This window comes from Parapedobacter sp. SGR-10, assembly GCF_011030405.1.
Taxonomy (GTDB): Bacteria; Bacteroidota; Bacteroidia; order Sphingobacteriales; family Sphingobacteriaceae; genus Sphingobacterium.
Map to the genome: position 1 here is coordinate 112,485 of NZ_JAAJTJ010000003.1, position 21,630 is coordinate 134,114.

Annotated in this window: 18 protein-coding genes; 16 read left to right on the plus strand and 2 right to left on the minus strand. The window is 41.8% G+C overall.

The features are described from left to right. The first annotated feature begins 26 nt into the window (after positions 1–26). From nadC to G5B00_RS04525, 4 genes are all read left to right on the plus strand, one after another. The gene (nadC, locus tag G5B00_RS04510) at positions 27–884 is read left to right on the plus strand and encodes a carboxylating nicotinate-nucleotide diphosphorylase (RefSeq protein WP_163872064.1); all 858 of its coding nucleotides are present in this window, start codon (positions 27–29) and stop codon (positions 882–884) included. A gap of 12 nt (positions 885–896) precedes the next feature. Continuing rightward, complete coding sequence (plsY, locus tag G5B00_RS04515; protein WP_163872065.1) at positions 897–1,547, plus strand: glycerol-3-phosphate 1-O-acyltransferase PlsY; 651 nt, start codon at positions 897–899, stop codon at positions 1,545–1,547. 136 nt (positions 1,548–1,683) lie between these two features. Beyond that, on the plus strand, positions 1,684–2,550 hold the full coding sequence (locus G5B00_RS04520) for a M48 family metallopeptidase (RefSeq protein ID WP_163872066.1): 867 nt from the start codon (positions 1,684–1,686) through the stop codon (positions 2,548–2,550). A gap of 153 nt (positions 2,551–2,703) precedes the next feature. Then, on the plus strand, positions 2,704–3,060 hold the full coding sequence (locus G5B00_RS04525) for a four helix bundle protein (protein WP_205966302.1): 357 nt from the start codon (positions 2,704–2,706) through the stop codon (positions 3,058–3,060). Positions 3,061–3,127: 67 nt separating this feature from the next. On the opposite strand, the gene G5B00_RS04530 is transcribed toward G5B00_RS04525, so the two are convergent. Both G5B00_RS04530 and G5B00_RS04535 read right to left on the minus strand, forming a co-directional pair. After that, positions 3,128–6,172 carry an AAA family ATPase gene (locus G5B00_RS04530; protein WP_163872067.1) on the minus strand — a complete coding sequence of 1,015 codons (3,045 nt, stop codon included), beginning with the start codon at positions 6,170–6,172 and terminating at the stop codon, positions 3,128–3,130. Positions 6,173–6,208: 36 nt separating this feature from the next. Continuing rightward, positions 6,209–7,417 carry an exonuclease SbcCD subunit D gene (locus G5B00_RS04535; protein WP_163872068.1) on the minus strand — a complete coding sequence of 403 codons (1,209 nt, stop codon included), beginning with the start codon at positions 7,415–7,417 and terminating at the stop codon, positions 6,209–6,211. 137 nt (positions 7,418–7,554) lie between these two features. On the opposite strand from G5B00_RS04535, the gene G5B00_RS04540 reads away from it, so the two are divergent. From G5B00_RS04540 to prmA, 12 genes are all read left to right on the plus strand, one after another. Then, the gene (locus tag G5B00_RS04540) at positions 7,555–8,082 is read left to right on the plus strand and encodes a GNAT family N-acetyltransferase (RefSeq protein WP_205966303.1); all 528 of its coding nucleotides are present in this window, start codon (positions 7,555–7,557) and stop codon (positions 8,080–8,082) included. Between the two features lie 103 nt (positions 8,083–8,185). Then, positions 8,186–8,764: an RNA polymerase sigma factor gene (locus tag G5B00_RS04545; protein WP_163872069.1), complete on the plus strand. Its 579-nt coding sequence runs from the start codon at positions 8,186–8,188 to the stop codon at positions 8,762–8,764. A gap of 103 nt (positions 8,765–8,867) precedes the next feature. Then, positions 8,868–9,989: a FecR family protein gene (locus G5B00_RS04550; protein WP_163872070.1), complete on the plus strand. Its 1,122-nt coding sequence runs from the start codon at positions 8,868–8,870 to the stop codon at positions 9,987–9,989. A 198-nt stretch (positions 9,990–10,187) separates the two neighbouring features. Beyond that, positions 10,188–13,571 (plus strand): SusC/RagA family TonB-linked outer membrane protein, encoded by a 3,384-nt coding sequence (locus G5B00_RS04555; RefSeq protein ID WP_240894386.1) that lies wholly within the window; start codon positions 10,188–10,190, stop codon positions 13,569–13,571. Between the two features lie 12 nt (positions 13,572–13,583). After that, positions 13,584–15,191: a RagB/SusD family nutrient uptake outer membrane protein gene (locus G5B00_RS04560; RefSeq protein WP_163872071.1), complete on the plus strand. Its 1,608-nt coding sequence runs from the start codon at positions 13,584–13,586 to the stop codon at positions 15,189–15,191. 25 nt (positions 15,192–15,216) lie between these two features. Continuing rightward, complete coding sequence (locus G5B00_RS04565; protein WP_163872072.1) at positions 15,217–16,176, plus strand: DUF5017 domain-containing protein; 960 nt, start codon at positions 15,217–15,219, stop codon at positions 16,174–16,176. A gap of 17 nt (positions 16,177–16,193) precedes the next feature. After that, positions 16,194–17,189: a DUF5017 domain-containing protein gene (locus G5B00_RS04570; protein ID WP_163872073.1), complete on the plus strand. Its 996-nt coding sequence runs from the start codon at positions 16,194–16,196 to the stop codon at positions 17,187–17,189. A gap of 151 nt (positions 17,190–17,340) precedes the next feature. Then, positions 17,341–18,945, plus strand: a complete 1,605-nt coding sequence (locus G5B00_RS04575) for a DUF4434 domain-containing protein (RefSeq protein WP_163872074.1) — start codon at positions 17,341–17,343, stop codon at positions 18,943–18,945. Positions 18,946–19,046: 101 nt separating this feature from the next. Continuing rightward, positions 19,047–19,295 (plus strand): type B 50S ribosomal protein L31, encoded by a 249-nt coding sequence (locus tag G5B00_RS04580; protein WP_163872075.1) that lies wholly within the window; start codon positions 19,047–19,049, stop codon positions 19,293–19,295. Between the two features lie 148 nt (positions 19,296–19,443). Continuing rightward, the gene (locus tag G5B00_RS04585) at positions 19,444–19,881 is read left to right on the plus strand and encodes a GNAT family N-acetyltransferase (protein WP_163872076.1); all 438 of its coding nucleotides are present in this window, start codon (positions 19,444–19,446) and stop codon (positions 19,879–19,881) included. A gap of 136 nt (positions 19,882–20,017) precedes the next feature. After that, a complete protein-coding gene (tpiA, locus tag G5B00_RS04590; protein WP_163872077.1) occupies positions 20,018–20,785 on the plus strand; it encodes a triose-phosphate isomerase in 768 nt (255 codons plus the stop codon). Positions 20,786–20,787: 2 nt separating this feature from the next. Beyond that, the gene (prmA, locus tag G5B00_RS04595; RefSeq protein WP_163872078.1) at positions 20,788–21,627 is read left to right on the plus strand and encodes a 50S ribosomal protein L11 methyltransferase; all 840 of its coding nucleotides are present in this window, start codon (positions 20,788–20,790) and stop codon (positions 21,625–21,627) included. The last annotated feature ends 3 nt before the right edge of the window (positions 21,628–21,630 follow it).

The window sequence follows — 21,630 nt, forward strand, 5'->3', positions numbered from 1 at the left end:
CTTAGCTTAATATTTTGAGGGTTAATATGGATGAAGCTTTTAAAACAAAATTAGTAGATTTTGTTCAATTGTCTCTAAAAGAAGATGTTGGAGATGGAGATCATACCTCGTTGTCTTCATTGCCAATCGATAAACTGGGTGAAGCAAAGTTGTTGGTCAAAGAGGATGGTGTCATTGCGGGGGTAGATGTTGGGGCAGAAATTTTTAAAATTGTAGATGCCGACCTAGATGTGCAAGTTTTTATTTCCGATGGAAATAAGGTTACTGTGGGAGATATTGTACTGTTTGTGAAAGGAAATATCCATAGTATACTCAAAGCGGAGCGTTTGGTGTTGAATGTCATGCAGCGCATGTCGGCCATTGCCACAAAAACTTCCTTGTATGTAAAGGCTTTGTCCGGAACGTCCACCCAGGTATTGGATACCCGCAAGACGACTCCTCTATTGCGTTTTCTGGAGAAAAAGGCAGTTTCTATAGGAGGAGGGGTAAATCATCGCTTTGGCTTGTACGATATGATACTGATCAAGGATAACCATGTGGATTATGCCGGTGGTATAGCTCAAGCTGTACAAAACGCACTGCACTATAAAAAAGAAAAAGGAATGGCTATTCCCATTGAGGTAGAGGTTCGTAATTTCGAAGAATTGAAGGAATTGCTGTCCTGTGATGGGGTGGATCGGGTGATGTTTGATAACTTTACGCCTGAGGATGTGCGCAAAGCTGTTGCCTTGGTTGATGGAAAAATGGTGACGGAAGCATCAGGAGGAATTAATTTGGAAACGGTTCGCGATTATGCATTGGCCGGTGTAGATTATGTTTCGGTCGGTGCATTGACGCATTCTGTGTACAACATGGATCTGAGTTTGAAAGCAAAGTTGGTGTAAGCATATAGTTTGATGATATCTATTTATTTAGTAGGCATAGTGATATTGGCATACCTGTTTGGCTCCATTCCGACAGCGGTATGGTTTGGGCAAGCATTTTATGGTGTGGATGTACGGGAATATGGAAGTGGAAATGCGGGTGCGACCAATACCTTTCGCGTACTGGGGAAGAAAGCAGGATCTGTGGTGATGATAATAGATATATTGAAAGGTTGGACAGCGACCAATCTGCCTTTTTTGCTGGATTCGTCCATTGTGGGAGATCCGCGTTCACCTCATTTTGTAAACTTTCAGCTGGCTCTGGGTGTTATTGCCGTATTGGGGCATTTATTTCCTGTTTTTGCCGGATTTAGAGGAGGAAAAGGGGTAGCTACTCTGTTTGGTATGGTGCTGGCCATACATTGGCCTGCGGCTTTGTGCTGTGTATCTGTATTCCTTTTGTGCCTGTTGATTACACACTATGTTTCATTGAGCTCTATCTCTGCTGGTTTTACATTTCCACTTAGTCTAGCCTTAGTATTCAAAACTTCCGTGCCGTCCATCATGCTTTATGCAATTGCTATATGTACATTGATATTGATCACGCATCAAAAGAATATAGAGCGATTGCTCAAGGGGCATGAATCCAAAATTTATTTATTCAAAAAAAAGAGTAAGGATTAAACCTTTAGGCATTAGAATTGTACAAGTAATGTAGATTGGGGATTTACGATTTACAATTGTGGATTTACGATTGATGATTTACGATTGGGGATTTTGGATTCTGGTAAATAAAATAGAAATAAGAGATTTAATAATTATGAAAAAGTATTTTAAATATACAGTTTTTGCACTCGTAGCTGCTGTGTTGGCAGGCTGTGCTACCTCTGCTATCACAGGGCGGAAGTATTTGAAACTTGTGGATAGCCAAACGATCAACGATCAGGCTTCTTTGGCTTATAAAGAATTTCTGAGTGACGCCAATACAAAGGTTATCACAGGTACTGCTGAAGCTACCGCTGTCAAGCGTGTAGGCAATAATATCGCAGCTGCGACCATGAAATATCTGCAACAAAAGGGTGTCGCGGATCAGTATAATTTCAATTGGGAATTTAATCTAGTGCAAAGTAGTGATGTGAATGCTTGGTGTATGCCAGGTGGTAAGGTGGCAGTTTATACAGGGATATTGCCTTTGACAGGTACGGATGCGGGGTTGGCTACGGTCATGGGACACGAAATTGCCCATGCTATTGAGGAACATTCTGTGGCACAGATTTCCAATCAGATGGCCTTGCAAATGGGTGCTCAGATGTTGGGAGCGGCAAGCCAAATGTCGAATAGTCAATGGGTATCTATTTTCAACCAGGCCTATGGTATCGGAGCTCCTGTAGGTATGCTGTCCTTCTCTCGTAAGGATGAACTTGCAGCAGATCGGGCGGGTTTGATCATCATGGCAATGGCAGGATATGATCCGAACGCAGCAATTACATTTTGGGAAAGAATGGCTGGTGCTAAAGCAGATAATGGAAGCACACCTCCGGAATTTTTGAGTACTCACCCTAGCGATGCCAGACGTATAACGGAATTGCAGAAGTATATTCCTGAGGCAATGAAATATTATACTGGTAACACAGGAAGCAGTTCTTCACCTTCGACCAAGAACATGAAGACTATACATATTAAATAAAGTAAAAAAGTAGAAGTAAAAAAGTACAAAGGCCAAGATTGAGTATGATAAGCTTGATTTTGGCTTTTTTATTGACGATTTGCGATTGTGGATTTACGATTTTGGGTTTTGTAATTATAATTTGTAGCTTGTGATTTGTAAATCTAAAAGATTATGAAAGAGCAAATTAAAATACGAACCAAGAAAATCGGATTGGAAATAATAATTCTTATTGACGAATTGCCTAACAAAACATCTTCTTGGGTGATTGCCAAACAAATTGTTCGGAGCTCTACTTCGATCGGAGCTAATTATAGGGCGGCATGTAGGGCTAAATCTCCTGCGGATTTTATCAATAAGCTCAAAATAGTGGAAGAAGAAACGGATGAAACGATATTTTGGTTGGAAATTTTAGAAGAAAGTAAACTTGTGGAGGCAAAAAGAGTTGCGATGTTAAAATGTGAGCTAAATGAAATTTTAGCAATAGTTGTCTCTTCTATTAAAATTAAAACGATGAGAGGGAAGAAATGATTTACGATTTACGATTTTTGATTGACGATTGTTGAATCTACAATCGTCAATCCGCAATCTACAATCGTCAATTCTCATTCGTTGCAATAATACTTCCCTTTTTTTCGTCCTTTGTCACGGTGATGGATGCCGGTATGCGTTCTTTCAATTCTTCCACATGCGATATGATGCCGACAATACGATTTTCGCGTTGCAGGGATAGCAAAGTTTCGAAGACGATGTTGATGGATTCATTATCCTGTGTGCCAAAGCCTTCGTCGATAAAGAAAAAGTTTTTATCTGCCTTGGCGTTGGATTGCACACTCTCTGCTAATGCCAGTGCCAGGCTTAGTGATACTTGGAAGGCTTGTCCGCCGGACAATGTCTTGACACTTCGACTTTTGCCTTCATTGAGGTAATCGATGATTTCGAAATCGTTGTTCTCGTTCAAGGTTAGGCTGAGCTGATTGCGGGTCATGCGGTGGAAACGCGTGTTGGCATTGTCGCAGAGCTGACGGAGAAATATGGAGGAAACATACTGTACGAAGCCATTGCCTTTGAGCATGTTGAAAATAGTCTTTAGGTTTTCCGCACGTTTTTGTAATACCCCCTGTCGTTGCAACAATTCTTTTTTGCTGAGGTAGGCTTGTTGGAGACGGCTGTGCTCTACAGTCAGTTTGGTCACCGTGCTGTTGATGCTGTCCCATTCTTGCCGGGCATTGTTCAAAGTAGTTTGTTTCTGTTCAAATATTTCTTGATTGAAAGGTGTTTTCTCGAACTTCGCACGTTGCTCGTTAATCTTGTTCTTCAATGTTTCGTACGCGACAGTGAATTGTTCAAATTCCTGGCGGACTTGTTTGGCATCGATTTTTTTATGTAGAATGGCTACAATCTCATCGAATTGCTGGAAACCATTCTGATGCATATCATGTGCAATGCGGTCGTTGATGTCTTGCAGCTTACTACGGTAATCGTTTAAAGCCTTTTTTGTCGAATCAAGAGCTGCTTTAAGGGCCGCAAAACGTATGTTTTGCGTGTTTAGAGCCCGTTCTGTTTCTTTATAGATACGTTCTAGTCTTTCTGTACTTTGTATGAGTTGCGCATGGCGCATATTGATTTCTTCCTTTGTCGTTGTCGCAAAGTCATCATAGACCAATGTTTTCAGATGACCTATGGTCGTGTCAAATTCGGCTGTACTCCTTGCTTCTATCAGTTCTATGTCTTGTAAAGCTTTGTCGAATTTCTCCAAATCTTTTCGAATATTATCCAGTTCTTGGCGTTTTGCGTGGATGATTTCTTCCAAAACCGAAATAGCGTTGTTTACCTCTTTTGCTTCTTTTGCTCTTTTCTCAAAGCTAGCCGTATTTTCCATGTCAAATTCGGGCCAGATGAATTTTTCTTTGTGCAGGCTGATCTGTTGGTTGATCTGATCAGCTTCGGATTGCAGTAGGTTGATCTGATTTTGATAACGTATTTGGGTATGAACGATGTTTTCGGCCTTGGCCTTGAGCTGGATCTGTTCGTCCTTTTGCCTGTTCAGTGCGGTCAATTGCGCTTTGACTTCCTGGATTCTGGCGGAGGCATCTTCGCCCGAAGCAATGTGGGGGTGCTCTAAAGCGCCACACAGTGGACAGGGTTCGCCGTCGTGCAGGGTATGGGCATATTGTGCCAGACGATCCTCTACCAAAAGCTGTCTTTCTGTTTTTTCGGCTTCTTTGATGTTGCTGACCAAGAGTTTGGCTCTTTCGTCAAAGAATGTGCCCAAATTACTGGGGGTTACACCCAATTCCTGCAATTGGGTATCCAGTGCCTTGATCTCATCCTTGTTTTTGGAGAGGTCGATCTGCAACTTGGAAAGGGAATCTGATAGCGATCTATATGTCTGATACCAAGAGGAGACGGTCATCAATAGTTCGGCATCCGTGCGCCGCTTTTTCAGTTCTTCCAATTCCTGTATTTTGGATTTCAGTACCGTGTCGGCTTCTGATGCTCTATTTTGGTAATCTTCGACGGCATTTCTGCCTTTTGCGGTTCTGTTTTGTGCTTCTTTTATCTTTTCTTCGAGTTCTTTGAGCTTGATGATAATGGCTAGATCCGCCACTTGCTGCTTTTGTTGATCAAGGGTGTCATATTCGGGTTTTAGGGCGTTGACCTTATCTTCCAGTTCTTTTATCGTTCGGTTTGTTTCGTCAAATTCCGTTTGCTGTTGCTCACTCTCGAAAGATTTTTGGGCAATCCCCTTTTCAATTATACTTTTTTCTGCCATTGAGGCATTGAAAAGCTGAAATACTCTTTCGTATTTGTCAAATTCTCGTTTTTTTTGCTCAATATCGGGCTTCTTTTGCTCTAGGGTCTTGAATGCTGTTAAATTCTGTGCCAGTATATCGGCTTCTTCTTTGAGGGTTCTTATCTGTTGGAATTCTTCATTGATACGATTGAAATTTTCGGTGATCTTTTGTTGATTTTCCTTCTCGATCGATAGTTTTTGCTGTATGTCCACAATGGCCTCTTCGGAAACTTCCTCAAAGCCGGATAGTTTTCCCTCCAACTGATCCAATTCGGATTTGTTGCTTGCGATCAGTTTGCTGGCATTGTCCTGCAGGTCGTATTTTTGGAGATGAAAGATCTCTTTCATCATTTTGGTCCTGTCGGTAGGTCCCAATTCAATAAACTCCTTGAATTGTCCTTGTGGAATGATAATGGTACGTTTGAAGTTGTCGTAACTCAATCCAATGATGTCCGAGGCCTGGGTATGTTCGATGGGTATCCAATGTCCACCTCTCGACTCATAGAATTGTACAACGGAACTTTTGACATCTTCAAAATTCTTGGAATTTCGTTTGAATTCTCTTGTCGCCCGAAACAATCTATTTTCAAAATTGATAAAATCAAATTCGATATAGGCACGGTTGGACTTGAGGTTCATCATGTTGTAATATCGTTTTTCCCGCAGATTGAGTCTTTCAGTCTCTCCATATAGGGCAAAGGTCACGGCTTCCAATATGGAAGATTTGCCAGAGCCTACGGCACCGAATATGCCAAACAGTCCTGCATCGACCAGATGAGCAAAGTCTATGGTCTGTCTCTCTTGGTACGAGTAAAGTCCTTCTATGGTCAGGCGAATGGGGATCATTTACGATTTACGATTGTGGATTTACGATTGTATTGATTATACCTTATGTACTATTTCGTTGAATATATCCATTATTTCATTGTTGGGTTCCAGTTGGTTGTTCTTGCTCTTGAAGTAATCCTTGAATAGGCTTTTGATGTCTTGATCCAGATTGATCACCGTGCTACTGTCTTGTTTTTCCTCTTTGTTCGTGATCACGGGGATAAGGTGGATAATGCCGTCGTGGGCCTTATAGAGTAGATTACGTTCTTCGGCTTTGAGAAAGGTGTCCGATACCAACGTCAGTTCGACCAATGTATATGGGTTTTCTTGTAGCCAAGTCAGTGCCTGTTCGGTGTCGTGGAAAGTTTTACGATGAAGTGTCCTTCCTCGTTCCAGAGCTATCTTTTCGTGATGTACAGGTTGGTTGGGTACAGCGTCTACGAGTACGATGTATTTGGTCTGTCCGGCTTCACTGAAGCTGTAGCTTAATGGCGAAGAGCTATAGATGACCGGTTTTTCAGTAGATTCGACCGGAAAATACCTATGGATATGGCCCAATGCAGTGTACTGTATTTGGGGAGGGATACAATCGGTATAGATCAGGTCTGCGTTTCCAATTTTGATAGGTTTCTCACCCTCGGGCTCTTCCAATAGCGGAGTGCCTCTTTTGTTCATGTACAGATGGGCTGCTAGTATGTTGACGCCATTAGCGTCGCAGTATGTATCGGCGATATCTTTCCAGTGCTTGGCCAATACTGTGTTTAAGGCTTCGCTTTTGTCCTCACCTAGGTATTGTTTTAATCTCAATTCGTTCGCGTAGGCCGTATGTATAATGCGTATAGGGTACGAAAAACGGTTCAGTTTGATCTCGATGACGCCCGGTGCGGATTGCGTGATTTCAAAATCCGGTAACTTTATTGGATTTACCACGGCTTGTGGGTGCCCAATCAATATAATGCCGCATTCCCTGGCCAAAGGGTCGGGTGCATCGATAAGAGCCGGAGAATCATGATTGCCAGAGATGGCAATGACGGGACGTGCACCTCCTTTTGCCAACCTTTTCAATGTCTTGTAAAACAGATCTATCGCTTCTGTACCCGGGTGGAAGGTATCAAAGAGGTCTCCGGCGACGATGACAAGGTCTGTTTGATAGAGATCGGCTTTTTCGACAATTTCGTCCATAACCAATACCTGTTCGTCCAAGCGTGAGAAGTTGTCCAATCGCTTACCAAGATGCCAGTCTGCAGTGTGAAGTATACGCATGGGTCAATGATACTATGATAAGACAAATATAGCATTTTGTGGGGTTTTCGAGATTTAATGTTTGGATGCGGGTTTTGGGATTAAGTGTTAATTGTTTAACTGAAAAATTTGTAAATTGGCGATACAGAGAAAACAGCATGGAAGTGGAAAGTATAAACATAAAAAAAGCAACCCTAAACGACATAGATCAATTGCAATACATAGGTAGAGAGACGTTTTCGGAAACATTTTCTTCAAGCAACACGGAAGAAAATATGTCAAAATATTTGGATGAAGGGTTTTCCCATGAAAAACTAATGGATGAGTTGAGCAATGTAGGTTCTGAGTTTTACTTCGCCCTCTTCAAAAACAAGGTGATTGGTTATTTGAAAATCAACTTTGGAGCATCCCAAACTGAGCTCAAAGATGAAGAAGCTCTTGAAATCGAACGGATTTACGTGTTGAGAGCGTTTCATGGTAAGAAAGTCGGACAAATGCTCTACGAAAAAGCGCTTGAAATCGCCAAACAGAAAAAAACTCCTTATGTCTGGCTAGGCGTTTGGGAAGAGAATCAGCGAGCCATTCGTTTTTACCAAAAGAACGGTTTTGTAGCGTTCGACAAGCATATTTTCAAGTTAGGCGATGACGAGCAGACCGATGTCATGATGAAACTTGAATTAGCTTAAAATTTATTTATTTATTTTTTTGTCATTCTATAATAACTTTCGTACGTTTACGGTTACGTAACCGTTTTTGAAAACGAACCTAATTTTATACCAGAAATAAACGATGATCCGCAAGGCGCCTAGCGATAATGAATTGATTCAACTCACCAAACAAGGAGATGAGTCTGCATATTCCGAAATCTACAAAAGGTATTGGGGTATCTTATTTCAACATGCCCGCAAAATGCTCCAGGATGACGAAGCGGCAAAGGATATCGTACAAGATGTATTTGCGGCTTTATGGACGAAAAGAGATAATCTCGATATCCATACCAAGCTGTCTTCGTATCTATATGGTGTAGTAAGGTACAAGATATTCGATTTTATAGATAGAGGGAAGGTGCAGGGTAACTACCTGCAATCTCTTGAAAAGTTTATAGATCAGGGTGAGTACACGACAGATAATATCTGGCTACAAAAGGAACTGGCGCTGCAAATCGAAAGAGAAACCAATGCCCTGCCTGCCAAAATGCGTGAAATATTCGTCTTGAGCAGAGAGCAGGACCTCTCGTATAAAGAAATAGCTGAACAACTCAATATTTCGAATCAAACGGTCAAAAAGCAGATATATAACGCTATGAAGATACTTCGCCCGAAGTTTGGGTTATACCTGCTTATGCTTTATGATCTCTTCCGTTTTTAAGGAGTCCCATTAACAATTTATTCAAAAAAAATATTTTCTATCTACCACTTTTGATGGAGCAAACCTACGTATATATAAACCCACGATAAGAGATCGATTATAAATGGAATATAAAAAGGCCAGACAACTCATAAAAAAATACCTGAACGGGACATGTACCGCCGAAGAAAAGGCAGTCATAGAAAGTTGGTATCTGAAAGAAAGTATAGAAAGAGATACTGTAGAAAGCAGTCCTATAGATTTTTTTGAAACAGAAGATCAGATTTGGCATGAGTTGAGAACGGTCAAACGTAGAAAATCGAAAATCGTATGGTATGGAGCAGCTGCGGCAGCAGTGGTTGCTGGCTTTACCTTTCTTTTTTATCTTTCTTATACCAAGCTCGAAACCAAAGATCAAGTCACTGTTTATAAAAGTGACATCATACCCGGCAGTAATAAAGCGGTGCTGACCCTTTCGGATGGATCCAAGATAGATCTGGATAACTCAAACTACGGACTACTGGCGGAACAAGCTGGTGTGTACATCCGAAAAACCGAAGATGGGCAGTTGGTGTACGATCTTATCCCGGGGGCTTCGACGATTGAGCTGGAGTCCTATAATACCATAGAAACCCCAAAAGGAGGACAATACCAAATCAACTTGCCTGATGGAACTAAAGTGTGGCTGAATGCGGCGTCCTCTTTGAAATTCCCGGCGTTATTCGGTGCTAAGGAGCGTTTGGTAGAGGTCACCGGAGAGGTTTATTTTGAAGTTGCCAAATATAAAAACAAGCCTTTCACAGTGAAAACTATCGATCAGGCTATAGAGGTATTGGGTACACATTTTAATGTCAATGCCTATCCAGAGGAATCCACTGTACGGACTTCCCTGTTGGAAGGCTCGGTTAGCATATCTGCCTTTGGCCAGCAGGTCGTCCTCAAGCCTGGCCAACAGAGCATATTGTCCCAGGGACAACTGAAAGTCTTGAAGATAGGCCTTGAAGATGACGTAATTGCTTGGAAAAATGGTTATTTTAATTTCAGCGGCGAAAATATAACAACAATTATGAATAAGATTAGTCGCTGGTATGATGTGGAGATTGATTATCACAAGGATTTTGTCGATCAAGGTTATGTCGGTACGATTTCCAGATTCGAAAATGTATCTAAGGTACTTCGAATGTTGGAATTGACAGGAACTGTTCATTTTGAAATAAAAGGAAGGAGGATTATCGTTATGCCTTGATTTGTCCAATCAATCCAAGGTTTGTCAGAAATAACCGGAAGTGCTTGGAACCACTTCCGGTAGAGTATTTGGATAGGCCTTTAGATTATGTAGTTACATTATAAACTTAAACTTATATCCAAACTTTTCAAATGTATGAAATTTTGTAATCATGTATGGCATGTCATCCCTCGTGCCATAATTAAACCCTTGCTGGTCATGAAACTAACCATTGTATTTCTAATTGCCGGATTAATGCAAGTCAGTGCTTTAGGGTACGCACAAAAAATTACGTTGTCTTTGAAGAATGCCTCTTTGGCCGATGTATTGTTCAAGATAAAAGAGCAAACAGGGTATAACTTTTTGTACACCAAAGAAATGCTCAAAAAGTCAAACCCTGTCAGTATTGACGTAGAAAATAAGGAAATGGTGGACGTGCTCAACACGTGTTTTGAAAACCAAGCCCTTTATTTCCAGATTGAAGAAAAAACAGTGGTTGTCAAAGAGAAGCTCCCTAAGACGATAGAAAGCCAAACGGTTAGGATCAGCGGTAAGATCGTCAATGAAAATGGAGAACCTTTGCCCGGGGCCTCGGTCTATGCCAAAGGGGAGAACCGTCGAGTAGCCGCTAGTGCAAACGGTAGCTACAGTATCACTGTAAAAAGCGAAAATTCCATACTGGTTTTCTCTTATGTAGGTTATGAAAGTCAAGAAGTTAGAGTCGGCAATAGAAAAAACATAGATATCAACATGCGCCTCAACGAGCAGAATCTGGATGTGGTCGTCGTAGGGTATGGGCAGGAAATCAATAAGATCGACCTTACGGGAGCTGTCTCACAAGTCAATATGGAGGACGTAGAAAAGGCACCGGTTGGCAATATAGCCGAAGCCTTGCAAGGGCGTATAGCCGGTGTGAATATATCTGCTGACGATGGTCAACCCGGAGATGAACTAAGTATCGTGATCCGTGGAGGAAATTCGCTGACACAGGATAACTCTCCGCTCTATGTCATTGATGGCTTTCCGGTGGAAGAGTATTCAAGTTCAAGTTTGAATCCGGACGATATCGAGTCCATTAATATACTAAAGGATGCTTCCGCGACGAGCATTTATGGAGCCAGAGGTGCCAATGGGGTTATTGTGATCGAAACCAAAAAGGGGCAGATAGGTGCTCCAGTCGTGACTTTCAATAATACACTGGGTGTGCAGCAGGTGCAAAATCTTGTAGAACTGATGAGTCCTTATGAATTTGTAAAGTATCAATATGAATGGAATCCATCCAATGCAACCACCAGGTACCTGAGCAACAACAGAACGGTTGAGGATTATAAGAATGTCAAAGGGATGGATTGGCAGAGTGCAATTTTCAGAGTTTCATTAAACAGGAGGCACAACATCGCCGTACGGGGAGGGAATTCATCGACACGATACGCTATCTCTGGGAATATATACAATCAGGAAGGTATCATACTCAACACGGGTTATAACAGGTATGCCGGCAGGGTATCTTTAAATCAGAATATCAGTAAAAAAATAGATGCCAGTATCAATGTCTCGATCAGCAAACGTAAAGCCTGGGGAGGGACCATACGAGAAGGTGACGGGGGTACGGTTACTTCGGCATTATTGGCGAGAGCCTGGGCATACAGACCGACGACAGGAAAGGCATTTGATGAAGATGAAGATGTATGGGAAGAGGAAGCCGATGAGGATATGATCACCCAATACGATTCAAGGCTCAACCCAGTTGTTACCCAATCCAATATATATAATCCTAAATATACAACGGATATTTCGGCAAATGGTTCCGTGTCTTACAAGATTATTCCTAGTTTGACCTTACGAAGTACAGGTACTTTATTTACCAGTATGTCCCGGACAGAGGCATTCTATAATTCAAAGACACCACAGGGGAATTTAAGAAGTATTCTAAATATCAGAGGTATCAATGCTTCGGTCAATAATGGGGAGCGGATCACCTGGTCCAACAATACGACGTTGAACTTTAACAAAACGTATAAGCGGTCCCATAAAATAACGGCTTTGGGAGGTTTGGAGGTACAGGAATCTATGTATAAAACGTATGGCTACGCTGCGCAGAAAATACCCAACGAATCTTTGGGGATGGCCGGTATGAATCAAGGCATACCTTTGACCATCAGATCTACCTGGAGGGACTATGCGCTGTTTTCAGTTTTTGGAAGGGCAGATTATAGCTATAAGTCCAAATATATCTTTACTGCAACGATGCGGGCAGACGCGTCTTCAAAATTTTCAGTGGCAAACAGGTGGGGATATTTTCCGGCGATGGCCTTGGGTTGGAATATGGATCGGGAAAAATGGTTTAAGAAACAGCAATTCGTGACTTCTTCAAAAATGAGATTTAGTTATGGTCTGAATGGCAACAATAGAATCGGTGAATATACCCGTTTCCCACTTGTTACGCTTCCGAATGCTGCAGCATATTCCTGGGGCAACAGTACTCCGGAGTGGGGAGCAGTGGTCGACCTGCCTACACCGGATATCAAATGGGAAACCACCGAAAATATGGATTTGGGTTTAGAGTTGGGCTTTCTAAAAAAGAAGGTAAACCTAGAGATCGATTTTTATAGAAAAAATACGCGGGACTTATTAATGAATGCCCGGATCCCGACGAGTCAAGGATTTGCGACAGCTATGAAAAATATAGGTTCCGTTAGAAATGAAGGTATAGAGATCACCTTGAATACCAAAAATATTAAGAAGAAGAATTTCTCCTGGAATTCAGATTTTAACATCAGTTTCAACAGAGGAAAAATATTGGCATTAAACGGAGAGGAGGATAAACTGTTCAGTTATCCATCTTTCATCAGCCAATACAGTACCAATCCGCTTTATATAGCGGAGGTTGGCAAGCCCGTAGGTTTGTTTTACGGGTATGTATGGGAGGGGACTTATAAATATGCGGACTTTGACAATCCGGCAGAAGGTGTGTATGTCTTGAAGAATAACGTGACAGGCAATGGCTCAGATCTTGTACAGCCTGGTGACATCAAATATCGTGATCTGAATGGTGATCTGACCATTGACGAGAAAGATCTCACCATTATAGGCCGGGGACTGCCCATACATACGGGAGGTTTCAATAATAATTTTACATACAAAAATTTCTCGCTCAATGTATTCTTGCAATGGAATTATGGAAATAATATCTATAATGCGAACAGGCTGAGCTTCGAAGGAAATGGGAATACCCGTGCAAACTTTAACCAATACGCTTCCTATGCAAACAGATGGACTCCCGAAAATCCCGACTCGGATATCTTCAGAACGAAAGGACAAGGCGTGATCGGTTGGCATTCTTCACGTGTCATTGAGGATGGGTCGTACCTGCGGCTGAAAACCGTCGCACTTAATTACAATCTGCCACTCAACTTGATCAGGAGAGCATATATGAAAAAAGTCACTGTCGGTGTTGCTGCACAGAATCTGCTCACTTGGACAAATTATTCGGGAATGGATCCGGAGGTTTCGACCCGTAGCAGAAATTTGATGCCTGGATTTGATTATATAGCCTATCCTTTGGCGAGGACAGTAGTATTTAAATTGAATACAACCTTTTAATACGTAAAAGCTATGAAAAGATATTTTAAATACACGATAGTAAGCTTGTGTGTCTTGTGTCTGACATCTTGCGAAAAATTTTTAGAAAGAAACCCTTACGATATTATGCCTTCTGATTATTACCATACAGAAGAAGAGCTCACGGCAGGCATTATCGGGGTCTACGACAAATTGGGAGCCTTATATGGAAGCACTTGGCTGTACCTGATGGGGCATGAGGCAGATGAAGGGTATTATGCCAGGGCAAATCGTCCGCTAGGGCCCCAGAATTTTAATTTTTCGGCTTCACACAGCTATGTGGCAACCGTGTGGCGAAATTGCTATGAGGGTATATACAGAGCAAATTTTTTGTTAGAGAATATTGATAAGAATCCGGACATACCTCGTATAAGCCGGAACAGAATACGAGGAGAGGCCTTATTTCTGCGGGGTCATTATTATTTTGTACTCGTACAAATGTATGGAGGAGTCCCTTTGCTCCTCAAACCAACTAAGGACGGGGCGGCCAATATGAATGTACCCAAAAGTACCGTAGCAGAAGTGTATGAACAGATATTGGATGATTTTAAGATGGCAGAAGAAATGGTTCCACCCATTACTGCAATCGGTCATGGCGGGCGAGTGAGTAAATCTGCCGTAAGGGGTATGCTGGCAAGAGTATGCCTGTATATGGCAGGCTATCCATTGCAGATAGGAAAACCTAAATATGAAGAAGCCCGGTATTGGGCCGAAAAAGTCATTCAGGATGCAGAGGCGGGTCATGCTTTGAATCCCGATTTTACGGATGTTTTCATCAAATATGCCAGAGACGAATATGATATCAAGGAGAGTATCTTTGAAGTAGAATTTTGGGGAAATAGGCAGGATTCATATACCGAGACTGGGACTGTGGGCTTCAACAACGGGCCTTTTTGCTCTAACCCGGAGACCGGTAATGGCTTTGGAGGATTGAAGGTGACGGCAAAGCTGTACAAGACATACAGTTCGGGGGATGTGAGAAGGGACTGGACCATAGCCAATTTTACATATAGAAGTAGTGGTGCAAACGGTGCAAAAACAAATATAACGACTACGACTGAATCTTCATTGTATGATAGGGAACCTGCCAAATGGAGAAGGGAATATGAAGCCCTTCTGCCCAAAACCACAAGTGCAACCCCACAGAATTTTCCGTTGTTGCGTTATTCTGATATTTTGTTAATGTATGCTGAAGCTGATTTTTACGCCTCGGACGAGCAGGTGACCACATCGGCCTTGGAATATGTCAATCAGGTGCGTCGACGAGCGTATGGAAAATTGGTCGATGGAGCGACAAATATAAACCAGTATGACTTGCCTGCTTCCACCGATGCAGCAACGTTTGAACAGGAAATCCGTGATGAAAGAATGCGGGAGTTTGCATTCGAACAAATGAGAAAGGCTGACTTGATCCGTTGGGGGATCTTTATCACAGAAATGAAGAAAGTCGTGAATATGATGGACGCTAATCCACCAAAAGCTGATAATATCTATAGCCGGGATAGATTTGTGAATGCCCTTTACCCGCGGCATTTGATCTGGCCTATTCCGTCTGTAGAGATTACGATGAATAGTGCTATGGTTCAAAATCCTAACTGGTAAAATTATGGAAACCAAAATTTGTAATATGAAAAGGTTTATATATGCGGTACTGAGTGCTGCGATTTTTACTTCATGTGAAACCTCTCTGGATGTAGGGGCGGCATCTGATTTTGAGGTGACTACGAAAAAAACAACTTATGCTGTAGGGGAGGAGGTGATTTTTGATGTCAAAGGAAGTCCGATGATGTTGAATTTTTGGTCTGGAGAACTCGGCAACGATTATGGTCATAAAGAAGGTAGGATTATCCGTCCCGGAGAAATTGAATTTTCATTTCAGTGTCGACACAATTACCCAAACCGCACAGGCGGATTGATGACGGTATGGGTTTCTACCGATTTTAACGGAAATAGAAGTTCATTTGAAGATGTCAAAGCTGCGACCTGGATCGAAATTACCGATCGATGCCATTTAGACAGAACATCGGATCCCTATGTTTCTTCCGGTATTGTCAATGTCACCGATTTACGGGAAGAAGGTAAGCCGATGTACTTTGCCTTCAAGTATGAGTTTGATCCGGATAAGGGGTCTACCGGGGTGATCATGTATATTAATGATGTCCTCGTCAGGGCTGTGACGGATGTAGGTCCCTATGTTTTTAGTACGGATCTGACCAATGATTTTTTGCTGAACCCTGCGTGCAATGCTGACAAAAATCCGGTGAAATCCGAGAATAGAGGAAGTGCTCTTATTATGTGGCCCAATGCGAGCACCAGTGAGCATAATGGCGTAACCTATACGAATACGAAATATACTGAGGAATATTTTGTGACTTCCCCTTTTGAGGTTTCCAAACCTCTGGATGTAGGTCCCGATAAGCCAATAACTATAAAATCGCATTCGGACTCAAGAGTGGATTCTTACGTTCATGTATTTTCTAGCCCCGGCGTCTATAAGGTTCGATTTGTTGGAATGGATCATTCCATCAAGGAAATGAAGGAAACTATCAAGGAGTTGGAAATTACGGTAGTGGAAAGCAATGATTAAACGTTAAACTTATAATTATGAAAAAGATTTTATATACCATTTTAGGCCTTACGCTTTTTGTTTCCTGTAATAGGGAGGCTATCTTGGAAGAAGTGACCTGGGGTGATAAGGTGGCGCCACAGTTTGAGGTGAGCACAGCAAAAGACACCTACAAGATAGGTGAGAAAGTGACTTTCACTATTGACGGGGATGCCGGTATGTTGGATTTTTGGTCGGGAGAGGTTGGCAACGATTATGAATATAGAGAAAGGCGGTTTATGCCTGCCCCGGACGAAATCCTAATGCAGTTAAAGATACGGCATCAATATAAAGATACCCGGACAGCTTCGACTTTTCAAGTATTGGTGTCTACGGATTTCGATGGCGACAGATCTTCTTTTGAACAAGTGGATGCAGCTACCTGGACGGATATCACGGACAGATTAGGCGCGTTTAACGATGCCACCCAGACGAATACGGAGAAGATTAATATAACGGACTTACGGGAAGAAGGCAAGCCCCTGTACGTTGCTTTCAAATATGTTTTTGATCCGGACCGAGGGACTGGTACAGGTTCTTGGCCGCAGATTCAGAATGTGTGGATAGAAGCTGTAACGGACGATGGCAACAGTTTTTTTCTGAACGGTGATCTCACTAGTGATTTTCCAAGGTATGCGGCGGTCAGTGTCCATAAAAATCCGATACGAAGCCTGAATAGATATTATGATCCTGACCAATCATCAAATATTTTGGTTATACAGCCCAATGCCACTGCAACAGTAGATGGGGTCAGCTATACTACTACAACTTATACAGAGGAGTATTTTGTAAGTGTTCCGTATCATGTTGGGGAGACAGAGCTAGAACCGGATAAACCGATCATTCTGACAAACCATTCTAGACCTACGATAGCAACCTTTAGCTATACTTTTACCCAGCCCGGTGTGTACAAGGTGAAATTCATCGGAACTGATCCTTCGGTGAAAGAACATAAGGAAACTATCAAAGAATTGGAAATTACGGTAACAGAATAGAGACTACAGGTGAAAAACGTTTTTGGAGTATGGGTGTTGTTCATTCTTATCCATTTCACTGCAAGTGCGCAAGAGGATTGAAGTTGTATATATCAAAGTCCTATCGATGCAAGAAAGAATAAATTCAACGAATTAAGAAATAGATGATACCATGAGAATACGAAGCATAGGAATATACATTTTGGCGATTGCGTTTTTGGTGAATCCATCTGCGGGCAATTCGCAGTCGGCAATCCTCAAAGAAGAACCGGCAACGATAAAAGCAAAAACCGTCTCTACCAAATTTATAAATACCTTTGATTACGACTGTGATTATTTCATGATGAAAAAAGGTATGGGATATATGGCTGCAAATACGGTGCTTTCTATTGACCCTGAGATAAAATATCAAGGGATCGGAAGCCTAAAATGTAAATTTGGTTTTGTGGGCAGCCCTCATAAAGAAGAAGCTGAAATAATCACAGTGTCTAAAACCTGGGGGAATTATCGTCCAGACCTAAGTTTTCATCCTTTGGGTATTTCCTTATGGGTAAAGAGTAGTACACCGAGTGGTAACAAGTTGATCATCAATCTTCTTCAACAAAACGAAAACTATACGTTGTCCAATGAGTCCTTGAAAGTGTACACTTTTACAAGTACAGCCGATCTAGGCAAAACGGATTGGCAACAGGTTGTCATCCCCTACAGTTGGTTCAAAGGACAGGATGGAAATGCCGATATCAATTTGCGCCGTATTGTCGGTTACGAATTTGGAATAGAAAATACGTCTAAGAAACCGCATGATTTTACCGTAAATTTTGACAGCTTTCAACAGCTAACTTCATTTAAACCTGTTTTTCCTAAAAGTGCAAAGTTTAGCAGCATATTCATTCAGCTACATGCCAAGCCACATGAGCATTTGGATTGGACGGAGACTTTTAAGGCGTACAAGGAAGTGGGGATCGATACCGTGATCATACAGCAGGCCACACGTCACGATAAGACAGGTTCTATCACCAATTACCAAGGGACAAAATTGCCACATATTGTCAAGCAGCATCGGATGATTGAAAATGTATTTGAAGCAGCCAACAAAACCGGGATGAAAGTGGTACTGGGTCTTAATGCGGGTAAATATCCGGTTAAAAAGAGTGATACCGCTGTATATGAAAAGTTGTTGGAAACCAATAAAATCATTGTTGACGAACTCTATGAGAAATTCTCGGATGATAGGATGATGGTAGGTTGGTATATTTCTGAAGAATTTCATGATGGTTCATGGAGAGGTTGGTGGAAACCCGAAGATGCTTATCTACTTGCAGATTACAATGAAAGAGTGGCAGCCTATGCTAAAGCAAAGCCGAAAAAATTTCTTGTGGCTATCGCTCCGGCACTGTGGCGTGGTCGTCCTGCGGACATGACCTATACGTTTTACAAGCGGATATTGGAAAAAACACCGAGTGTGGATATCCTGTATCTTCAGGATTGTGCCGGAAGACGTAATATCATCAATGATGACCTTGTCGTGGACCTGTCTAATTATTTTGCTATGGTCAAGAAGGCGTGTGACGAAACGGGTGTGCAGTTTGGCGTGGATATAGAGTCTTTTACAAAGGGAAACTGCAAGACCACGTATGGTACCAAAAGTTGGGAAGAGCTAAAGCTATTGGTAAATATTGCAGGAATGTACACGAAAAATATATCCCAGTTTAGCTGGGCTTCCTTCCGTCCCGGTGTGGGTGCATTTGATGACTATAGAAGACAACTGTTAAAGTAACTGTTTTAATAAAAAAGGATAGATTATATTTTGGAATTATAGCTTTAATGATTTATCTTTGCACCTCGAATTGTTGAATATTAGTAATCATAAGATAAGAAATGAAAAAAGATCTGCATCCATCAAACTACAGGTTAGTTGTATTTAAAGATATGTCAAATGACTATGCTTTCATGACTAAATCGTGTGTAGAAACAAAAGAAACAATCGCATGGGAAGATGGTAACGAATATCCATTGGTAAAATTGGAAATTTCGCATACTTCACACCCATTCTATACCGGTAAGATGAAATTGGTCGATACCGCAGGACGTATCGATAAATTCCGTAGCCGCTACGAAAAGAAATAGTTGCGAAGGTAATTTTCAATATACAGGATCCCGACAAGTGCATTGTTGGGATTTTTTGTGAATGGGAAATTGTCTAAAAAGCCGTTGTTCCGGCCGAGACAGACGGAATGACTGTTTTCAGACTGTATTCCCTTAAAATTATAGTATCATGTGTACCATAAAAAAAATCACAACTTACACGCCTGAATTGGAGCAAACTGTCACAGATCTCTTGGAACAATTGGTCAACAGGGAGATAGATGTGACTACTTCCTTATTGGAGGAATTGCTCCGTTCGGACAATAGCCATTTGTTTTGTGCGTTAGATAGGGAGGGAAGTTGTGTTGGCATGGTTACGGTAGGAATTTACCTGTCGCCTACGGGTAGGAAGGCTTGGATAGAAGACGTGGTCGTGGCACAGAAAAGCCGAGGACAAGGGATAGGCGAGGCATTGACTGAGCATGCTGTACAGTTTGCCAAAGAGCAGGGGGTAGGAGCGCTTATGCTGACCTCAAATCCGTCTCGTATTGCAGCCAATCGATTGTATCAGAAGCTTGGTTTTGAGCAGAGAGAGACGAATGTATATAGGATGATTTTTAAGCCATAAGCTATAGCCTATGGCTTACAGCTTAATTAAAATAAAAATAATATCTTAGCAGTCTTGTCGTGTGGTATCTTTGAATGTGGTTACAAGACGATAGAAAAAATATTTAAATAGATTTTTTAAAACAAAACAATACACAATGAGCCGCAAAAATATCGTAGCAGGTAACTGGAAAATGAATTTGAATTATGAAGAAGGATTAAGTCTTTTTTCGGAAATCGCCAATATGGCAAAGGATGAGGTCATCGGTCATCAAGAGATTGTGGTGTGCAGTCCTTTTATCCACTTGAGCAGTATCGTGAAATTGGCCGAGACATCAAATAAAGTTTCTGTAGGAGCACAAAACATACATCAAGCTGAAGCAGGAGCTTATACAGGTGAAATTTCAGCTTCACAGGTGCGTTCGGTAGGTGCTGAATATGTTATACTGGGACATTCAGAACGCCGGGCTTATTTTGGTGAAACGGATGCTTTGTTGGCCCAAAAGGTTGATGTTGCCTTGAAACATCAATTAAAACCTATATTCTGCATCGGTGAAACGAAGGAAGAACGTGAATCGGGCCGTTTTTTTGAAGTCATTAAGACGCAATTGGAGCAGGGGGTATTTCATCAGGATGCGACAGATTTTTCGAATATCGTATTGGCATATGAGCCGGTGTGGGCCATTGGAACCGGTCTGACCGCTTCACCCGAACAAGCACAGGAAGTGCACGCTTTTATCCGGGAAACCTTGACGCAGCACTACGGTGAGCAGGTTGCCGGACAGACCACCCTATTGTATGGCGGTAGTTGTAATCCATCGAATGCTGCCACTTTGTTTGCGCAAAAGGATATCGACGGTGGTCTTATCGGTGGTGCATCGCTCAAGTCGCGCGATTTTATAGATATTGCCAAAGTATTCAATTAACCATGAAATATTCGGCTGTACGTTTTAGTACGACAGATATTCAAGATTGGCAGAAAGACCTGCTGATCGATTCGCTGGGGGAGATAGGTTTCGATACTTTCGAAGATACGGATAAGGGTTTTGATGCCTATATCCCGTCAGCCAATCTGGATATAGCGGCTTTGGAAACTGTACTGTTGGGAGAGGTAGAGGGATATCATTTGGATTACAAGGTTGAAGATCTGAAAGAGGAAAACTGGAATGAATTGTGGGAAAGCAATTTCAATCCGATCCTTGTGGACGGGCTCTGCTATGTACGGGCGACATTTCACGAATCACACGGACAGTACCCTTATGAAATCATCATCGACCCTAAGATGTCGTTTGGTACAGGTCATCATCAAACAACTTCGATGATGTTGTCTTTTATTTTAGCGAATGATTTTGAAGGTAAGAGTGTACTGGATATGGGGTGTGGTACCGGTATCTTGTCAATTTTGGCAAGCATGAGAGGGGCTAAACATGTAATGGCGGTAGACTATGATCCTGTATGTGTGGACAGTGTCGTAGAAAACAAACAGTTGAACACTATCTCGAATATAACAGAAAGATTAGGCTCAAAGGAAATCCTTGCAGGTTCGTGTTTTGATACGATTCTGGCAAACATTAATCGCAATATATTGTTAGACCAAATGGAAACTTATGCAGCTTGCCTGCAGGTAGGTGGGGAATTGTATCTCAGTGGCTTTTACGCTGGAGAGGATCTGGATACATTACGGATAAAGTGTGCAGAGGTAGGGTTAAGGTATGTGGAAAGTAAGGTGCTGGACGGTTGGTGTGCTGCAAAGTTTATGAAAGGATAGTAC